This is a genomic window from Streptomyces sp. NPDC031497, assembly GCF_055580905.1.
Window position 1 is genome coordinate 73,287 of sequence record NZ_JBVIKO010000019.1, and the last position, 17,250, is coordinate 90,536.

A 17,250-nucleotide genomic window follows, 5' to 3' on the forward strand; every position below is an offset into this window, starting at 1 on the left:
TTGGGTGCGGGTGCTGGGCACGATCTAGACTTGCGGGCCCGTACACGTTGGTGACCAGGGAGGCCGGTCTCGCATGGATCTGCAACTCGCCGGGAAGTGCGCGATCGTGACGGGAGCGAGCCGGGGCATCGGGTACGCCGTCGCCCGTGCGCTGGCCGCCGAAGGCGCGGCTGTCGTGCTGGCCGCCAGAGGCGGGGACGCGCTCGACGCGGCGGCCGCGCGCATCGTCGCCGATGGCGGCCGGGCACTCGCCGTGGTGACGGACACCACCGACGAGGCGTCCGTACAGGAGCTGGTACGGCGGGCGGCCGACACGTTCGGGAGCGTGGACATCCTCGTCAATTGTGCTGCGACACCTGCCACTTCGGGGTTTGCCGGCGCGCTCGCCGACATCGACGACGACCGGCTGCGGCAAGAGGTGGAGACGAAGGTCCTCGGCTATCTGCGCTGCGTCCGAGCGGTGGCTCCGCTGATGACCGCGCGCGGATGGGGACGCGTCATCAACGTCAGCGGCCTGGCCGCGCGGCAGACCGGGTCGGTGATCGGCTCGGTGCGCAACGTCGCGGTGGCGGCGATGACGAAGAACCTGGCGGACGAGCTCGGCCCCCAGGGGGTCAACGTCACCGTCGTCCACCCGGGCATGACGATCACCGAGGCGTCCCCCGCGGTGTTCGCGGCCATGGCCGAGGCGCAGGGTGTCGACGAGGCGGAGATCGTCCGGCGGCTCTCCTCGGCGGTGGGCATCGGCCGTCTGGTCACGGCGGAGGAGATCGCGAGCACCGTCGCCTTCTTGGCCTCCCCCCTGAGCGTGGCGATCAACGGCGAGTCGATCGCTGTCGGCGGCGGCCAGGCCGGGCCGATCCACTACTGATCACCTGACGGGAGGACACCGTGTCCGGGGCCCGCACCGGACACGGCTGCCGCCCCGCCGCGGCGACCTGGCCTGCCCCGGGTTCGCGGCGGAGACCGGTGGTTCCGTCGCTCAGCCGGCGGCCACGGCGGGGCGTGCCTGGTGCAAGCAGCGCTCAAGGCGCTCCAGGAAGCCGTCGAAGGGCTCGTCGTCGGGCCAGGTCTGATACGCGGTGTCGGCGGCGGCCAGGGCGAGGTTGAACTGCAGGGTGGCGGTCAGTTCGTCGCCGAGGGCGGTGCGGGACGTCACCCACTTCCTCAGCTCGGTGAAGAACCGCTCGCCGAAGTTCTGGCCCGACTGGGCGAGGACGGGCGACTGTGCCTTGAGGCGGCGCTGCAGGGGCATCCGGTCCCGCAGGCTCTCCAGGAAGCCGGTCAGGATCGCGCTCAGCGAATCCCACAGCTGTTCGTCCGAGGGGCGGCCGCTCATCAGGGCCTGCCAGGCCTGCCGCTCCTCGGGGTCCTGGTCGAAGACCACGGCTTCCTTGCCCGCGAAGTAGTTGAAGAAGGTGGCACGCGAGACGTTCGCCGCGGCCGCGATCTGCTCGATGGTCGTGGCCTCGTAGCCCTGCTCGTCGAACAGCCGCAGCGCGGCCGACCGGATGGCATGCCAGGTCGCGAGCTTCTTGCGCTCCCGCAGGTTCATCGCACCTCTTTCTGTCGGTGTCATCTTACGTTCCGAAATATGGACTCCTCTATTTTTGGACTCATCTAATTTTCGGGTTACAGTGCAGTCGGCCCCGGGAGGTCTGTCCCGGAGTCCGGATCCGAAGGAGAACACCATGAGCAAGGTCTGGTTCATCACCGGCACGTCCCGCGGCCTGGGCCGCGCCTTCGCCGAGTCCGCCCTGGAGCGCGGGGACAAGGTCGTCGCGACCGCCAGGAACGCCGCCTCGCTGGACGGCCTGGTCGCCAAGTACGGCGACGACGCGGTGCTTCCCGTCGCGCTGGACGTCACCGACAAGGCGGCCGTGGCCGCCGCCGTGGCCGCGGCGCAGGAGAAGTTCGGCCGCCTCGACGTGGTCGTCAACAACGCCGGCTACGGCCTGTTCGGCATGATCGAGGAGATCAGCGAGCAGCAGTTGCGCGACCAGATGGAGACGAACCTGTTCGGCGCCTTCTGGGTCACCCAGGCCGCCCTGCCGGTGATGCGGGCCCAGGGCAGCGGCCACATCGTGCAGATCTCGTCCGCCGGCGGCGTCGCCGCGTTCCCCTCGCTCGGCGGCTACCACGCCTCCAAGTGGGCGCTGGAGGGATTCAGCGAGGCCCTCGCGCAGGAAGTCGCCGGTGCGGGGATCAAGGTCACCGTGGTCGAGCCGGGCGGCTTCACCACGGACTGGGGCGGCTCCTCCGGCGTGCACGCCGAGCTGAACCCCGCCTACGACGAGGTCCGCGCGGCCATGGCCGCCCGCATGGGAGACGTCCGGTTCGCCGACCCGGCCGATGCCGCCACCGCCCTGCTCCAGATCGTCGACGCCGAGAACCCGCCGCTGCGGGTGCTCTTCGGCACCGAACCCATCGAGATCATCGCGCCCCTCTACGCCGAGCGCCTGCAGACCTGGGCCGACTGGGAGCACGTCTCCCGGATCGCCCAGGGCTGACCGGGCGCGCGGGCCGAACATCGGTATTTCTGCTCGTCAACGGTCTGGCGGGAAGCGCGGCGGACGTGCGGGACACCCGTGACAGCCGTGGACGGCCCGGACCCAGTGGCTGCCCACGGCATGCCGGGTAGCGGAGTCCGTTCCGATCGCTCCCCCTCGGGGCCCAGGACGGTGCTTCACGGAGCCGGGACGGCGCGGCCTCGGACGGTTCGCCGCGCAGGTGCGGTTCTGGGGCAATGACGAGGGCGGCCGCGGACCGTACGCGCCGATGCGCTGCCGGCCGGCCCGTCCGGGCGTCCGGTGAGGGGCATCGCCTGGAGCTGGGGGAGCCGGACTGGGAGGCGCCGTCAGGAGCGGACAGCTGGTGGCAGGTGCATCCACAGCCCGGCAGGCGCGCCCCCCGCCGGCCGCCTCCGGGCCTTGTACCGCCCCCGCGTCCCTGGCCAACGGGGAACGCGGAGGGGGCGTTCCCCGGACCCGTCGGACCAGCACATCGAACGCGAGGGCGGCTGTGGTGCTGCTCCGGCAACCGAGGTCAGGGGCTGTGCTCGGGGGTGCCCTGCGCCGGGCGCGCCGTACCCGCGTAGTCGGGCGGAGCCGCCCAGCCGAGGAGGATTCCGGCGACGGTCGCGAGCGGCCGGGAGTGGATCTTCACGGCGAGGCTCTCGAGGAGCCGGAACGTCGTGTAGTACGCGCCGGTGAGAACCGTGGTGACCACGCTCGCCACCGACGCCGAGTCGAAGTCGACACCGATACGGACCAGCAAGGTCAGCAGGAGCCCGGCGACGATCGGCACGACCGTGCGCATGAAGCTGGCGAAGAGGTTCATGGGGACAGCCCTCCCGGAGTCTCAGGACGCGGGGTCGAGGTGGATGACGACCTTGCCCACGGCCGTCTCGATCGCCGTGGTGATGGAGGCGACCAGTGCGGCGGGGTCGATGTTCTTGTCGAACGTCGCGAGCGCGGTGGCGAGTTGCGCGATGACCGCGCTCTGGGCCGCCTCCGTCGCCTGTACGAGGCGCACCCGGGCGTTGGTGTCCTTGATGTAGGACTGGAGGGCCCAGTAGGGGTTGGTCTTCACATCCGGGGCATCGGCAGGGGCCTTGATCACCCCGTCCATGGTCAGGACCTCCTTCGCCGCCGCGGACGCGACCTCTCGGACGTCCGCCGTCTCCAGCACACCGCCGCCGGCGACGAGCTTCGCGACGACCGCGGCCGCGACCTTGTTGATGTCGTCCGTGGTGAGCGCCATGTCTTCGGTTTCCTCTCCGGCGGCCCAGGCGCGCAGCGCCGACTCGCTCAGGTAGCAGATGGATCGGTCGAGGGGGGTCGAGGTGAACTGCCAGAACAGCGGGGACCTGCCGGACGGACTGGGCTTCGGGTGTGCCTCGGCCTGCGCGTAGGTCGCCGCACCGGACCAGGGGTAGGCGGGGTACCACAGGGGGACGGTGGCGGGCGCGTGGCCGGCCGCCAGGTCACTCCCCGCCGTGTACAGCCCGACCCGCTGATGGGGAAAGGCGGCCTGCACCCTGGCGATCCAGGCTGTGGCGTAGGCCCTGATCCCGGCGGCTGTGACGCCGCCGTAGTTGGCGCCGTCGGACCTGCGTTCCAGGTCCAGCCAGTGCACGAAGCCCGGGCCTGCGTGCGGTTTCACGGCGGCGATGTAGTTGGCCGCCTCGGCGCCGGCGTCCTGGTTGGGCCAGCCGAAGTGGTAGGCACCGGGGACGAGCCCGGCCTCGGCGATGCCCGCGATGTGCGTGGTGAAGTGTGCGTCCCGGGAGTGCTCGCCCTCGCTGGCCTTGGCGAAGGCGAAGACGACGCCTTCCGCCTTGCGGGCGTTCCAGTTCTGGGCTCCCTGATAGACCGAGAGATCGACTCCCCGGCATGTGGCCATGTCGGCGCCTCCCTTTTCCTTGTCGAACAAGTGCCGGCCCTGCGTGGGCACGGAGACGATGGCAGGCCTCCCGTGACCGGGACGTCACCGCCGCGTCAACCCCCGCTGGGACCGAGCGTCTTCGCCCTGGCCGTCGGCGCCCTCCCGGCCGCCGAGACCACGGGCGACGACAGCCGCGTACCGCCCTTGACCTGGTACGGGAACATGCCGGCCAAGCGCGCCGACGGTTCGAGTCCGAGCTCCTCGCGAAGCAGCCGCCGGAACGCCTCGTAGTGCCGGATCGCCTCCACGACGTTGTTCTCGGCCAGGTGGACGGCGACCACCGCACAGTGGGCACTCTCCCGCAGGGGCTCGATCGCGACGCACCTGAGGGCCGCCTCCAGCGCGAGCGCGTAGCAGCCGCGCAGGGTAAGCCGGACGCTCAGTGATTCGAGTGCGTGCAGGCGGAGTTGGCGCAGCCGCTCCCGCTCCGGGCGGATCCACTCCTCGTCCCAGCCGGGAAGCAGCTCGCCGTTCTCCAGGAGGATCAGCGGGGGCGGCACATCCCCCGGAGCCTGCGAGGAACCGGTCAACCGCAGCGCCGCCCGGGTGAAGTCGTCGACGTCGACGGACACGCCGTCCGCCAGGCACAGGCTGTCGCCGTCGCTGCGGACCGCCGACTGCCGCATCCGGCGCAGCCGCCACAGGACCGTACGCAGACTGCCGAGAGCGTGCTCCTCGGCGACGTCGGGCCACAACGTCCCGGCGACGACCGAACGGGGTGCACGTCTGTGCAGTCCGAGATAGGCCAGCAGCCGCTGTGCGCTCGCCGGAACGGCGATCAACCCGTTCGCCCCCTCCAGTCGGAAGGCGCCGAACAGGCGCAGTCCGACATGATCCTGTTCCCGTCCTGCAGTAAGGTCTCTTCGCGGTTCCGCCGTCAACTCGTTCCAAACCATCGCCAGTCGCCGTTCCCCCGTGTCGCGGCCGTCGGTTGAGCGGCCGGTCCCGTGTGCCATGCGTTTCGCATGTACCTGAGGCGGCCAGCGTGAACAGGCCGAAGGCGTCTGTCATGTGCCTTTCCGCTCAGCGGACCACGTGCGCGCGGACTCGGGCGGCACGGCGCAGCCCGCGGCCGGGGTACCGCGGCAGCCGGGGGAGCGGTCGGTCTGCGTGAACCGCGGATGCGGTCCGGGCCCCGTTCGCACGCACGGTCCCCGTCGCGGAAGCCGATCGGAGTCGGCGGCGGTGCGAGCCTCGCCCGCACCCTCGGCGTCGGCGCCCGGTGCCTGACCGGCCGGCGGCCCGACGCCGCCGGTCTCACGCCGGTGCCGGGCGCGACTCGGCGGTGGTGGCGTCGGCGGTCCCGGGACGATGCCGTTCGAGGAGCCGGGCGCGGAGCGGATCCGTGTCCGGGAGGCCGAGTTCACCGGTGATGGCCAGGGCCTGGGCCCACGCGGCACGGGCCGGATACGGGCGGCCGGTGGCGTCGTGGATGTCGCCGAGACAGACCAGGCCGGCGGCCTCGCTGTGGCGGTCGCCCGTCTGATGGAACAGATCCAGTGCCTGCTGATAGCGGTCGACGGCCTCGGCGTGCTCGCCGAGCCGGTGGTGGATGTAACCGAGACTGTCCTGGATGTGGGCCTGCCCGTTGAGATCGCCGGTCTCCAGCGCCAGACCGAGGGCCTGCCGGCAATGCGTCAGGGCCTCCTGGTGGTCACCGCGCCGGGCGAGGATCCAGCCGATGTGGTTCAGGGCGGCGGACTGCCCGGCCCGGTCGTCGGCGGCGCGGTGGTGCGACAGGCTGTCCTGGGCGTGGCCGAGCGCCTCCTGGTGCCGGCCCTGCGCCTCGGACATCCGGGACAGGTGCTGATGGATGCGGGCCTGACCGGCGTGGCTGCCGACCTCGCCGAACAGCTCCAGCGCCCGCTGATAGTGGCGGCGAGCTTCGTCGGCATGGTCCAGCCGGTCCTCGGCGAGCCCGAGACCCCGGTGGGCCTCGGCCTGCCCGGCCTCGTCGCCCCGGCGCCGGGCGGCGTCCAGCGCCGTGGTGTGCACGGCGGTCAGTGCCCGCCAGTACCCGTGCCGGTCGAGATAGGTCGTCAGCGCGGAGGCCAGCCTCCAGGTGTGGCCGGGGAAGCCGTCGGCGGCCGCCTGCTCCACCGCGGCGAGCAGCACCGGGTGCTCGGCGGCGAACCAGGCCTGGGCCTGCCGGTGATCGGTCAACTCCGCGACCGTGACGCCCGGTTGGGTGGCCGGCAGGGCCGTCGGGCTGGGCCGGGGAGTCAGCAGGGCGTCCGCCCGGTGCGCGGTGTGCAGGTAATGGTCGAGCAGCCGGTGCTCCGCCGCGTGCCGGACGTCGCCGCCGTCGTACTCGCGGACCAGCTCGGCGGCGTAGGCGCGCAGCAGGTCGTGGAAGGCGTACCGGCCGGCGGGCTCTTCGGTGAGCAGATGTCCACGGACCAGTTCGGCCAGCAGCACCCGGGCGCGGGCGGCCGGTACGCCGGCCAGGGCGGCGACGGCCGGGAGCGCGGCATCGGGACCGGGGTGGAGGCCCAGTAATCGGAAGAGCCGGGCGGAGTCGGGGCCGAGTGCCCGGTACGACCAGGAGAACACCGCCCGCACCTCGCTGCTCGCCTCCCCGCCGTCCAGGGCGTCGAGGCGCCCGTCGGCCCGGCGCAGCTCCTCGGCGAGGGCCGCGAGCGGCAGACCGGGCTGGGCGGCGGCCCGGGCGGCGACGATCGCGAGTGCGAGCGGCAGGCCCGCGCACCGGCCCACGATCTCCCGTACGGCCTCGGGGTCGGCCGTCACCCGGGCGGTGCCCAGCCGGCGGATCAGCAGCTCCCGGGCCTCTTCGGGGGTGAGCATGCCGACGGTCAGCAGCTGTGCGCCCTCGGTGGCGGCAAGACCGGTCAGGGATCTTCGGCTGGTGATCAGCGCAAGACAGCCGGGCGCTCCGGGCAGCAGCGGACGGACCTGTTCGGCGTCGCGGGCGTTGTCCAGCACCACCAGCACCCGGCGCCCCGCCAGCAGGCTGCGGTACAGCCCGACCTGCGCCTCCAGCCCGGCCGGGATACGGGCCGGGGGCACTTCGAGGGCGTCCAGGAACCCCCGTACCGCCTCCGCCGGGCTCGTCGCCGATCCGCCGGGCGCGAACCCGTGCAGATTCACGTACAACTGGCCGTCGGGAAAGGCTTGTCGGGCCTGGCGAGCCCAGTGCACGGCCAGCGCGGTCTTGCCCACCCCGGCCGTGCCCGACACCGCTGTGATCACCACCGCCGAGGGCTGCTCCACCGTGGCGGCGAGGATGTCCTCGAGGCGGGCGAGTTCCTCCCCGCGTCCGGTGAATCCGCTTACCCCCATGGGTAGTTGGCCAGGTGCCGGGCCCGGCCAGGGAGTCGTCACGGCCGGCCGTCGCGCCGGGGGAGCGGCCCGGACCGGCGACCGGGGCACCGGCCGTGCGACGGGCTCGGCAAGGCCTCCCCGCAGGATCGTCTGGTGGACCTTGCGCAACTCCGCGCCGGGGTCGGTGCCCAGTTCCTCGGCGAGCCGCTTGCGGACGGTCGAGTAGAAGTCCAGCGCCTCCGCGCTGCGGCCGGCGGCGTGCAGCGCCCGCATCAGCGCCTCGGTCAGCGGTTCCACCAGCGGGTAGGCGTCGAGGAGTTCGGTCAGCGGGCCGATCACGGCGACCGGATCGCTGACCCGCGACTCCACCCGGGCCCAGGCGACCGAGGCGTCCACGTGCTGCCGCCGCCAGGCCTCGCGGACCTGTGCCGCCCACTGCCCGCCGAGCCCGGACAGCGGTTCCCCGTGCCACAGTCCGAGCGCCTCACGCAGCAGCGCCGCCCGTGCCTCGTCCGACCGCTCCGTCTCCCGGGCCCGGCCGGCCAGCTGCCGGAACCGGTGGATGTCCACCTGGTCCGGGCGGGCCTCCAGAAGGTATCCGGCCGAGCGGCGCACCAGGCGCAACCGGGGATGTCCCGCGTCCGCGGTCTGCTCGCACAGCCGACGCAGCCGGGCGACATGGGCGTGCAGCGCGCGCCGCGCCCCGTCCGGTGGATCGGCGCCCCAGACCCGTCTGATCAGCACGTCGGCCGGGACGGGCCGGCCGGCGTCCACCGCCAGCGCGGCCAGCACCGTCCGGCGCTGCGGCGGCCCGACCTCGACGGTCCGGCCCTGCACCGAGAGCTCCACGGGACCGAGAAGGTGCAGTTCCACCACGATGTCCACACTCCCCGCACAGATTTTCTTCACTCGATGCACACAATCTTGTGCCGGGCGACAACCTATCGACAACGTTCCGGACCACACTCGAACTTCAGTCTGATGAGGCGGACTTCAGTCTGCCGGGGCGGAGCGACTCCGCGCACGGCGGCGCACCGCACACGGGGAGCGGCGCCGCGGGGGAGCCGGTCCGGTGGCATCCGGGGAGAGAGACGTGAACCACCAACGGGGAGCGACAGCGACGACAGAGACGAGAACGGCGGAATCGACGGCGCGGCGGCCGGACCACCCGTACGAGCCGCAGACCCGGTCCGTCGCACCGCACCCGCAGCCTCGGCCACAGGTGCCGGACGGCGGCGGCCGGAGTGTGCTGGAGGGCGCCTTCGCTCTGCTGGGCGCGGTGGAGCGGATCGAAGAGGCCGGACTGACCAGGCTCGCGGCCGAGTGCGGACTGCCCAAGACGACCGCCTACCGGCTCCTTGAACAGCTGGTCGAACTGGGCGCCGTCGAGCGAAGCCGCCGGGGCTACCGCATGGGACCGCGGATCTTCCGGCTCGGGCAGGGCTGGCAGCCGTACCCCGGTCTGCGCGCCGCCGGCGGCGCACCGGCCCGCCGCCTGGCCCGGATCACCGGCGCGTCGGTGGGGCTCAACGTGCTGTGGGAGGGACAGACACTGGTCCTGGACTGGACGCCCGGCGAGGATGGCGGGGTGCTCGGCCGAACACTCGACGGCCGGGCCTGGCCGTGGTTCACCGCGGCGGGGAAGGTACTGGTCGCCGGGGCGTTTCCGCGGCTCCCGCTGGGCCCGCTGCCGGGGTCCTGGCGACGGGAGGCCGAGGCGATCCGGGAGCTGGGCGTCGCCTTCGACCGGGAGGACGTGGCGGCCGGCGTGTGCTGTGTGGCCGTACCGGTGCACGGACCGCACGGCGCGCCGCCGGCGTCCCTGAGCATCGTGACCGATCCCGCACACAGCCTGGACCGGCTGGTGGGCGTGGCGCAGCAGACGGCAAGGACCATCAGCGCGGCCCTGCGCGGCCGGTGAAGCGGCCCGCCGACCGGACGCGCATGCCGCCCGGACGCCGTCTCAGGGTCTCGCGTCCGGGTCCGTGTTCCACCGCCGGTGTTGACTGTCAGCGGACCGGCGGTGGGGAGACGCGGGTTCAGCCTGCCGTCGTCCAGTGACGGAGTTTCTCGGGATTGCGTACGACCCAGATGCGCGTGATGCGGTCGCCCGCGACGTCGAAGGCGAACACCGTCACGGTGACGCCTTCCTGCACGGCCACCAGACCGGGCTGACCGTTGACCGTACGCTCCAGGAGCTTCATGTCGCCGGGCCTGCGGCGGGCGATCTCCCTCCAGGCGTAGGCGATCCGCTCGCCGCCCTCGATGGGGTGCAGGAAGGTCGCGGCGAGGCCACCGCCGTCCGCGATCGCCGTGGCATCGGGGTCGAGCAGGCCGATGAGTGCGTCGATGTCCTGGGCCTCCCATGCCTGCTTGAAGTCCCTGATGATGCCGGCGCGCTCGGCAGCCGGAGTCGCGGGGGGCCGCGAGGCCCGGACACGGCGGCGGGCCGAGGAGGCCAGCTGGCGGCATGCCGCCGGGGTACGGCCGACGATCTCGGCCACTTCGGCGAAGGAGTGGCAGAAGACGTCGTGGAGGATGAACGCGACGCGTTCGGCCGGGGTCATCGATTCGAGCACGACCAGAAAGGCCAGGTTGACCGACTCGTCCAGGGTGACCCGGTCGGCCGGGTCGGAGGTGGTACCGCCGGTCCAGCCCGTGGTCCACTCCGTACGTTCGGGCAGCGGCTCGGGGAGCCATTCGCCCACGTAGGTCTCTCGCCGGGCCCGGGCAGAGCCGAGCACGTTGAGGCAGATGCGGCTGGTGACCGTCGTCAGCCAGGCGCCGGGGGACTCGACGGCGTCCCGCTGCTGAGAGGACATCGTGTACCAGCGGGTGTAGGTCTCCTGGACGGCGTCCTCGGCCTCGGCCAGGGAGCCCAGGAGCCGGTAGGCGATGTTCGTCAGCTGACGCCGCTCGCTCATGATCGCGTCCAGGCCCGGATCGGGCTGTGCGTGTCCTTGCCCGGATCGGGTGGTCATGGTGGCGACGGCTCCCTCGGTCGTGTCTGCCCTCATCGGTTCGACAAGACAGCGCATCGGAATGTGAGGCCGTGCGCCGCCTCACATTCCGGCGGGCTGCGTTGTCGAACCGACGGGACGAACACATCATCCAGCGAACAGGAAGCGCGGAGACACCATGACCACCTCCATGCCGGCAACACCGTTCACCGACCCGGCGCCCGCGCAGCGCCTGGAGCGGGCGGCCACCGCGCTGACCGCACACGGTTTCACCGTGGAGATCCTCGACGACGCCGCTGCCGCGCGCAGCCGCGTCAAAGAGCTGATACCGGAGGGCGCCGGCGTGTTCACCGGGGCCAGCGAGACCCTCCGGCTGTCCGGGATCGACGAGGACATCAACGCGGGCGGACGGTACCAGGCCATCAAGCCACGCGTCCTGGCCATGGACCGGGTCACGGGCGCCGACGACATCCGGCGGCTGCTGGCCGGCCCCGACGTCATCGTCGGCAGCGTCGCCGCGGTCACCGAGACCGGCTCCCTCGTGGTCGCCTCGGGCAGCGGAAGCCAGTTGCCCGGCTACGCCGGCGGCGCGGCCCGCGCGATCTGGATCGTCGGGGCGCAGAAGGTGGTACCCGACCTGGACACCGCGCTACGGCGCGTCGAAGACCACTGCCTTCCGCTGGAAAGCGCCCGCACCCGGGAAGCCTACGGGTGGCCCAGCGCCGTCAACCGCCTTCTCATCCTCAACGGGGAACATCAGCCCGGCCGCGGCACCGTCCTGCTGCTCCGCGAAGCCATCGGCTTCTGAACCACCGGGAGCCGCCACCGCGTGCCGCACCAGGCTTCGAGCCGGGCGGGGCGTTCCCTCGGTTTGCCAGTGATCACGTATGGCATACGAGCCCCGACCGTCCCACCGAGACCGGCCGGCCACCGTCGGCAACGACCAACTCGCCCGGACCGAGGCGGCATTCGCCGCCCGGTCCCCTTCTCTGCCTGAGCCCGTAGCGGTCGCCGTTGGCGACGGCGACGGCCTCCTCGTCGCCCCGACGGCCATGTCCTCGCCGTCGAGTACGGCCGGCACGGCTACGACCAAGTGGGCGAGCCGGCCGGTGGCGCCGAGGTCACGGAGTGCGGCGGGCGGTGCTGAAGCGGCGCTGGTACGCGGCCGGACTGATCGACAACTCCCTTGCGAAGACCCGCCGGAGACTCTCGTAACCCGGGAACCCGGCCAACGCGGCCGCCTGTGTCGCGGTGTGTCCCTGGTCGAGCAGCGCCTTCGCGAGATCGAACCGGATCGACTCGACGTAGCGAGCCGGTGTGGTGGCCAGCTCTTCCCTGAACAGCCGCGTCAGATGGCGGGGGCTGAGGTGGAGATGCCTGGCGAGTTCACCGAGGGAGTGGTCCCCCGCAGGGTCCGCCGTCACCATGTCCACGACGGTGCGCAATGCCGGGGACCGGGGCGGCGGCGTCTGCAGGGGCGCGGAGAACTGCGACTGGCCGCCTGCGCGTTGCAGGTAGACCACCAGGGCGCGGGCGACGTCCCGGCTCAGGTCGGGGCCGTGGTCCTCCTCGACGAGAGCCAGCGCCAGGTCGATGCCGGCGGTGACCCCCGCCGAGGTGTACGTGGTGCCGTCGCGCACGTAAAGGGCATCGGGTTCCACACGGATGCCCGGGTACCGGCCGGCGAGTTCGCGCGTGATCTTCCAGTGGGTGGTCGCGCGCTTCCCGTCCAGGAGACCGGCGGCGCCGAGGACGAACGCGCCGGAGCAGACGGACGCCACCCGGCCGGACCGGCTCGCCAGCTCCGTCGTGGCCTCGACCAGGTCCCGAGTGACGGGAGCCCTCGGATAGACGGCCCCGCCCGGCAGCACGAACGTGTCGGGATCCGGCTCGGAGGCGGGGCTGCCGTCGACGGCGATCCGGATCCCGATCGACGAGGCGACGTCGGCACCGGTCGTCGACAGCAGGGTGATCCGGTAGTCGGCGCCCAGCCGGTTCGCCTCCCCGAACACCTCCGCCGGACCGGCGACGTCCAGCAGCGCCACCCCGTCGTAGACGAGGATCGCGACCCGATGTGTTCCGGAGCTCACAGTCCCCTTCCTCAGGTGTCTGGATTCGAGTGGTTCCTGGCCGTACCGAGGCGGCGGCGGAGCAGCACGGCCGCCATCGTAGACAACGAAGGAAGTACCTGCTCCCTGTCGACGCATCGAAAGGTGGAACACCGTGTCCGACATCATCGCGGGTGTGAAAATTCCCGATACCTCAGCAGTGACGGAGGCCACGGATTACCTCCGGGAAACGGCCAGTCCGCTCATCTTCCACCATTCACGGCGGGTTTTTCTCCTCGGTTCCCTGCAAGCACGCGCGCTCGGTCTCCGGCCCGATCCCGAGCTGCTCTACATGTCCGCGATGTTCCACGACACGGGGCTTTCGACCCCGTTCTCCGACACCGAGCAGCGCTTCGAGCTCGACGGCGCCGATCACGCACGCGCGTTCCTGCTCGACCGCGGTTTCTCGAAGAGCGCGGCCGACGTCGTGTGGATGGCGATCGCACTGCACACGACGCCCGGGATCCCCGGCCGGATGGGCCCGGAGACGGCCGCCACGAACTACGGCGTGCTGACCGACGCGGTCGGCTGGGGACTGGACCGGCTGAATCGAGACCGGGTGGACGAGATCATCGCCGCCCACCCCCGTGGACAATTCAAGAAGGGATTCCTGGAGGCGTTCGTCGACGGACTCAAGAACCGTCCGGACACCACGTACGGAACCATCAATGCTGACGTGCTGGAGCACTTTGTTCCGGGTTTCCGTCGCACGACCATGGTCGAACGCATCATGGATGCGCCCTGGCCGAATTGATATCGAGGGCGCCCGGGGAAAGCGGGGAAAGCCGATGAGACCGGTGGCTTCCGGCCGCTGCCGTCGCCGTCGTCGTTCCGGCCGGCCACCGTTACCGTGCCGGCGCTCGGCGCCCCTGATCCCCCTCGTCCACGTCGGACGGTCACCTGCCTACGGAACCACCGGCCGCCCGATGCGATGGATATGCGCACTTCGTGGGAAACCAGACAGAGGCCAGGGGCGGACCAGCTCGCCGGCCAGTTCACCGACCAGACGGGAAGAACGCTCATGCAAGCCATCACCGCGACCGACCGCGACGCCGGAGTCAGCGGGCTGCTCCTTACCGACCGGCCGTATCCCCATGCCGCCGAGAACGACGTCGTCGTGCGGGTCCATGCCGCCGGATTCACCCGGGGGGAGCTCGCCTGGCCCGGAACGTGGACCGATCGCACGGGCCGCGACCGGACGCCGAGCGTGCCCGGGCACGAGGTCTCGGGTGTCGTGGCGGAGCTCGGCTACGGGACCACCGGTCTCACGGTCGGTCAGCGGGTCTTCGGTCTGACCGACTGGACCCGCGACGGCTCGCTGGCCGAGTACGTCGCCGTGGAGGCCCGCAACCTCGCCCCGCTGCCCGCGGACGTCGACCACACGGTGGCGGCCGTGCTGCCGATCTCCGGTCTGACGGCCTGGCAGGGCCTGTTCGACCACGCGCGGATCGTGACCGGCCAGACCGTCCTGATCCACGGTGCCGCGGGGGCCGTCGGCTCGCTCGCGGTGCAGCTCGCGCGGGAGGCGGGAACCCGCGTGATCGGCACCGGCCGGTCCGCCGACCGGGACACCGTCCTCGCGCTCGGTGCGCACACGTTCCTGGACCTCGACTCCGGCCTGCCGGCGGACGCCGGCGAGGTCGACGTGGTGTTCGACGTGATCGGCGGCGACGTCCTCGATCGTTCGGCCGGGCTCGTACGGGCCGGTGGCACGCTCGTCTCCATCGTCCAGCCGCCCACGGTCCGTCCCGAGGACGGGCGGGCCTTGTTCTTCGTCGTGGAACCGGACCGTGCACGCCTCGCGGACCTGGCGCAGCGGGTGCGGGACGGACGGCTCCGGGTGCGCGTCGGCGCGGTGCGTCCGCTGACCGAGGCGGTCGCGGCCTTCGCCCCTGAACAACGCGTCCCGGGCAGGACCGTCATCCGGATCGCGGAGGACTGAGGACCAGGGGGCCCGCCCTCCCGGCGGCACCTCGATCTTTCCGCCGCCGGGCAGACTTTCCGCCGCCGGGCAGACCGACCGGCGGCCTCGGCGCCGCATCCCCTTGCTCGGCCTATCGAAAATCGATAGATTCCCATCGTCGCTCGATGGAAGGATGGGTCGTGGGGAAGCTGACAGTGCGTGCGCTGCGCGCGGTGCTCGCGGTGGTGCTCGCCGGCACCGTGTTCGTGCAGGCAGGGATGGTGTGGGCGTTGGTCAGTGGGAGTGACCCGGAGGACGGGTCGCTCCCACTGACCCCGCTGCGCGTGATCACGATCCTGGGCATGGTGTCTGCCCAGGTCGCCCTGGTCTGCGTATGGCGGCTGGTGACGATGGTGCGACGCGGAACCGTGTTCTCCCACGCCGCCTTCCGGTACGTGGACTTCGTGATCCGCGCGATCGTGGCGGCTGCCCTGTTGTGGTTCGCGGTCACGGCCGTCAACGCGCCGGGCCAGCGGGACGACCCCGGCGTCACTGTGATCATGGGCGGGATCGGCGTGGCCATCCTCGGGGTCGCGCTCATCGTGCTCGTGCTGCGGATGCTGCTCGCCCAGGCCGTCGCGCGCGACGTCGAAGCGGCGCAGATGCGGGCCGAGTTGGACGAGGTGATCTGATGCCGATCGCCGTCGACATCGACGTGATGCTGGCCAGGCGGAAGATGTCCGTGGGCGAACTCGCGGACCGGGTGGGGATCACGCCCGCCAACCTGGCGGTACTCAAGAACGGCCGCGCCAGGGCAGTACGTTTCGCGACGCTCGCCGCGCTCTGCGAGGTGCTCCAGTGTCAGCCGGGCGACCTGCTGCGCTGGGAGGCCGAGGACGCCGCCGGCGGATGACATCCCCCGGGGACGGGCGTGAAACGCCTGGCCCCACCGGACAGGGGGCCGTCAGTACGCGTGGTGGACTTGCCAGAAGGCCCAGGCCTGGCAGGGGCTGCCGTAGGTGGTGTTCATGTAGTTGAGGCCCCACTTGATCTGGGTGGCCGGGTTGGTCTGCCAGTCGGCGGCGACGGAGGCCATCTTGGAACCGGGCAGGGCCTGGACGAGCCCGTAGGCGCCGGAAGAGGGGTTGACGGCGAGGTAGTTCCAGGTGGACTCGTGGTCCACGATGTTGCTGAAGCACTGGAACTGGCCGCTGCCGACGATCTCTGTGGCCATCGCTTTGAGCTGCGCCACGGTGTAGGAGCTCTGCACCGGGAAGGTGGCGGTGGAATCGCCGGCCGTGGTCCTGGCTTCTTCACGGTCTTTGGCGGCCTTGTCGGCCGCGTCCTTCTTGGCCTGTGCGGTCTTGGCCGCCGCCGCCCGGGCGGTCTGCTCGGCGTCCTTCCTGGCGCTCGCGTCCGCCTGGACGGCCACGGCGTCGGCCTGCTGCGTCAGGGACGCGGTCTGCACCTGCGCCTGCCGGCCCTCGGGCAGGTCCGCGAGGAGGGTGGCATCGGTTGCCGGAGCCTGCGCGTCGTTGTTCTGCGCGCTGCTGCCGGAGGCGACACCGACGACGCTTCCGACGGCGGTGACCGCGGTGGCCGAGGCCACCGCGAACCCTCTCAACGGCATTGGGCTCACGTGCATCCCATCCTCTTCGCCCGCGCCACCGTGTGCGGTGCCCGACGGAAGCATCTCGCGTGCTGGGTCCGGTAGTTGGAACACTCTTGCGTGCCGGCCCGGTCGACGCAATCCCGGAGGAGGTGTGGATCCTCACACCCGCCCGGGAGCCGGTCCGGCCGACCACCACATGGAGCCGTACGACTCACTGAAATCGAGGGCGGCACCCTGATCCCCTCCCGCAGCTCCGGGCTCCCGTCGTCGTCGGACGCGCGGCTCCATGGGACACGAAGAGACCAAGGCTGCTCCACCATAGGGATTAAGCGTCCTATCGCACAGGTGCGCCGTGGTCGTGCTCCGGCCTCGCCGCCGCCCATGCCGTGACAGCGGCGTCGGGGACGAGAAGCCCGTCCGGGCACCGGAAGCGGCGGCCTCCTCACCGACGACCGCGGTCCGACCGGACTCGATGGCCGTCGCCGTCCGTGGCCCGTTCGAGTGCATGACCTGATCGGCGCCTTGTCGGCCGGGCGCGTCTCGACCGAGCGGGTGCCTTCCGGCGTGCCGGGCCGTGCGTGCGGACCGTCGGCGGCGGGTGCCGCCTAGCCTCGGCGCCGTACCCACCCGGACCGTGCGGATGAGCGCGGCTGCCCGGAACAGGATGCTCGACGGATATCTCAGCGAACGTGTCGTAAGTGAGGCGATTGACCTTGTGCCCTTCGAGGTGGTGGACGACCGCGACGACCGCATGGACGGCCGGCTCCGTGAGGACGGGGCGTCCATGTTTCTCGTCGCGTGCGGCGTCCGCCTGCGGATCGGGTGCGCGGAGGAGCAGCCTGGCGCGGTGCCGGATCCGTGAGGACGGGGCGCTACCCGACAAGGGCTCGTTCCGCCACGTCCGCGTGGCGGACGTCGTGCTCCGTGGTCCGGCCGAGA

17 protein-coding genes are annotated in these 17,250 nt (G+C 71.7%); 9 read left to right on the forward strand and 8 right to left on the reverse strand.

Features of this window, described 5'->3' with window-relative positions:
• The first annotated feature begins 73 nt into the window (after positions 1–73).
• Positions 74–871, forward strand: coding sequence for an SDR family NAD(P)-dependent oxidoreductase (locus ACZ5K7_RS32755; protein ID WP_468918998.1), 798 nt, complete (start codon positions 74–76; stop codon positions 869–871).
• Between the two features lie 111 nt (positions 872–982).
• Here ACZ5K7_RS32755 and ACZ5K7_RS32760 read toward each other — a convergent pair whose 3' ends face one another.
• Entirely contained in the window at positions 983–1,555 is a 573-nt protein-coding gene (locus ACZ5K7_RS32760; RefSeq protein ID WP_468919000.1) for a TetR/AcrR family transcriptional regulator, read from the reverse strand.
• Positions 1,556–1,691: 136 nt separating this feature from the next.
• Between ACZ5K7_RS32760 and ACZ5K7_RS32765 the strand changes: the two genes are divergently transcribed.
• A complete protein-coding gene (locus ACZ5K7_RS32765) occupies positions 1,692–2,510 on the forward strand; it encodes an SDR family NAD(P)-dependent oxidoreductase (RefSeq protein ID WP_351701966.1) in 819 nt (272 codons plus the stop codon).
• 535 nt (positions 2,511–3,045) lie between these two features.
• Here the strand turns inward: ACZ5K7_RS32765 and ACZ5K7_RS32770 are convergent.
• The 4 genes from ACZ5K7_RS32770 to ACZ5K7_RS32785 all read right to left on the reverse strand — a co-directional run bounded on the left by ACZ5K7_RS32770 (position 3,046) and on the right by ACZ5K7_RS32785 (position 8,604).
• Positions 3,046–3,339, reverse strand: a complete 294-nt coding sequence (locus ACZ5K7_RS32770; protein ID WP_468919002.1) for a hypothetical protein — start codon at positions 3,337–3,339, stop codon at positions 3,046–3,048.
• A gap of 21 nt (positions 3,340–3,360) precedes the next feature.
• Positions 3,361–4,404: a glycoside hydrolase family 25 protein gene (locus tag ACZ5K7_RS32775; protein WP_351701960.1), complete on the reverse strand. Its 1,044-nt coding sequence runs from the start codon at positions 4,402–4,404 to the stop codon at positions 3,361–3,363.
• Between the two features lie 95 nt (positions 4,405–4,499).
• Positions 4,500–5,228: an AfsR/SARP family transcriptional regulator gene (locus ACZ5K7_RS32780; protein ID WP_468919004.1), complete on the reverse strand. Its 729-nt coding sequence runs from the start codon at positions 5,226–5,228 to the stop codon at positions 4,500–4,502.
• A gap of 475 nt (positions 5,229–5,703) precedes the next feature.
• Positions 5,704–8,604, reverse strand: coding sequence for an AfsR/SARP family transcriptional regulator (locus ACZ5K7_RS32785; RefSeq protein ID WP_468919006.1), 2,901 nt, complete (start codon positions 8,602–8,604; stop codon positions 5,704–5,706).
• Between the two features lie 217 nt (positions 8,605–8,821).
• On the opposite strand from ACZ5K7_RS32785, the gene ACZ5K7_RS32790 reads away from it, so the two are divergent.
• A complete protein-coding gene (locus tag ACZ5K7_RS32790) occupies positions 8,822–9,649 on the forward strand; it encodes an IclR family transcriptional regulator (protein WP_468919008.1) in 828 nt (275 codons plus the stop codon).
• Between the two features lie 118 nt (positions 9,650–9,767).
• On the opposite strand, the gene sigJ is transcribed toward ACZ5K7_RS32790, so the two are convergent.
• Entirely contained in the window at positions 9,768–10,709 is a 942-nt protein-coding gene (sigJ, locus tag ACZ5K7_RS32795; protein ID WP_468919009.1) for an RNA polymerase sigma factor SigJ, read from the reverse strand.
• Positions 10,710–10,866: 157 nt separating this feature from the next.
• On the opposite strand from sigJ, the gene ACZ5K7_RS32800 reads away from it, so the two are divergent.
• Positions 10,867–11,496, forward strand: coding sequence for an LUD domain-containing protein (locus ACZ5K7_RS32800; RefSeq protein WP_468919010.1), 630 nt, complete (start codon positions 10,867–10,869; stop codon positions 11,494–11,496).
• A 313-nt stretch (positions 11,497–11,809) separates the two neighbouring features.
• Here the strand turns inward: ACZ5K7_RS32800 and ACZ5K7_RS32805 are convergent, their stop codons facing one another.
• Positions 11,810–12,778: a GlxA family transcriptional regulator gene (locus ACZ5K7_RS32805; RefSeq protein ID WP_468919012.1), complete on the reverse strand. Its 969-nt coding sequence runs from the start codon at positions 12,776–12,778 to the stop codon at positions 11,810–11,812.
• A gap of 133 nt (positions 12,779–12,911) precedes the next feature.
• Here ACZ5K7_RS32805 and ACZ5K7_RS32810 point away from each other — a divergent pair, with 133 nt between their 5' ends.
• The 4 genes from ACZ5K7_RS32810 (at position 12,912) to ACZ5K7_RS32825 (ending at position 15,612) form a co-directional block, all read left to right on the forward strand.
• The gene (locus tag ACZ5K7_RS32810; protein WP_468919014.1) at positions 12,912–13,550 is read left to right on the forward strand and encodes an HD domain-containing protein; all 639 of its coding nucleotides are present in this window, start codon (positions 12,912–12,914) and stop codon (positions 13,548–13,550) included.
• A gap of 267 nt (positions 13,551–13,817) precedes the next feature.
• Positions 13,818–14,738 carry an NADP-dependent oxidoreductase gene (locus ACZ5K7_RS32815; RefSeq protein WP_468919016.1) on the forward strand — a complete coding sequence of 307 codons (921 nt, stop codon included), beginning with the start codon at positions 13,818–13,820 and terminating at the stop codon, positions 14,736–14,738.
• A 161-nt stretch (positions 14,739–14,899) separates the two neighbouring features.
• A complete protein-coding gene (locus ACZ5K7_RS32820; protein WP_351701931.1) occupies positions 14,900–15,391 on the forward strand; it encodes a DUF2975 domain-containing protein in 492 nt (163 codons plus the stop codon).
• On the forward strand, positions 15,391–15,612 hold the full coding sequence (locus ACZ5K7_RS32825; RefSeq protein ID WP_351701928.1) for a helix-turn-helix domain-containing protein: 222 nt from the start codon (positions 15,391–15,393) through the stop codon (positions 15,610–15,612). The genes ACZ5K7_RS32820 and ACZ5K7_RS32825 overlap by 1 nt, the downstream gene beginning before the upstream one ends.
• A 51-nt stretch (positions 15,613–15,663) precedes the next feature.
• On the opposite strand, the gene ACZ5K7_RS32830 is transcribed toward ACZ5K7_RS32825, so the two are convergent.
• On the reverse strand, positions 15,664–16,344 hold the full coding sequence (locus tag ACZ5K7_RS32830) for an aggregation-promoting factor C-terminal-like domain-containing protein (RefSeq protein ID WP_468919019.1): 681 nt from the start codon (positions 16,342–16,344) through the stop codon (positions 15,664–15,666).
• A 607-nt stretch (positions 16,345–16,951) separates the two neighbouring features.
• Here ACZ5K7_RS32830 and ACZ5K7_RS32835 point away from each other — a divergent pair.
• A complete protein-coding gene (locus tag ACZ5K7_RS32835) occupies positions 16,952–17,173 on the forward strand; it encodes a hypothetical protein (RefSeq protein ID WP_468919020.1) in 222 nt (73 codons plus the stop codon).
• Positions 17,174–17,250 lie beyond the last annotated feature (77 nt).

Excerpts from the sequence above, each read along its gene's own strand:
- ACZ5K7_RS32755 (WP_468918998.1), top strand. The coding sequence starts at position 74 with ATGGATCTGCAACTCGCCGGGAAGTGCGCGATCGTGACGGGAGCGAGC.
- ACZ5K7_RS32760 (WP_468919000.1), bottom strand. The coding sequence starts at position 1,555 with ATGAACCTGCGGGAGCGCAAGAAGCTCGCGACCTGGCATGCCATCCGG.
- ACZ5K7_RS32765 (WP_351701966.1), top strand. The coding sequence starts at position 1,692 with ATGAGCAAGGTCTGGTTCATCACCGGCACGTCCCGCGGCCTGGGCCGC.
- ACZ5K7_RS32770 (WP_468919002.1), bottom strand. The coding sequence starts at position 3,339 with ATGAACCTCTTCGCCAGCTTCATGCGCACGGTCGTGCCGATCGTCGCC.
- ACZ5K7_RS32775 (WP_351701960.1), bottom strand. The coding sequence starts at position 4,404 with ATGGCCACATGCCGGGGAGTCGATCTCTCGGTCTATCAGGGAGCCCAG.
- sigJ (WP_468919009.1), bottom strand. The coding sequence starts at position 10,709 with ATGACCACCCGATCCGGGCAAGGACACGCACAGCCCGATCCGGGCCTG.
- ACZ5K7_RS32800 (WP_468919010.1), top strand. The coding sequence starts at position 10,867 with ATGACCACCTCCATGCCGGCAACACCGTTCACCGACCCGGCGCCCGCG.
- ACZ5K7_RS32815 (WP_468919016.1), top strand. The coding sequence starts at position 13,818 with ATGCAAGCCATCACCGCGACCGACCGCGACGCCGGAGTCAGCGGGCTG.
- ACZ5K7_RS32825 (WP_351701928.1), top strand. The coding sequence starts at position 15,391 with ATGCCGATCGCCGTCGACATCGACGTGATGCTGGCCAGGCGGAAGATG.
- ACZ5K7_RS32830 (WP_468919019.1), bottom strand. The coding sequence starts at position 16,344 with ATGCACGTGAGCCCAATGCCGTTGAGAGGGTTCGCGGTGGCCTCGGCC.
- ACZ5K7_RS32835 (WP_468919020.1), top strand. The coding sequence starts at position 16,952 with ATGAGCGCGGCTGCCCGGAACAGGATGCTCGACGGATATCTCAGCGAA.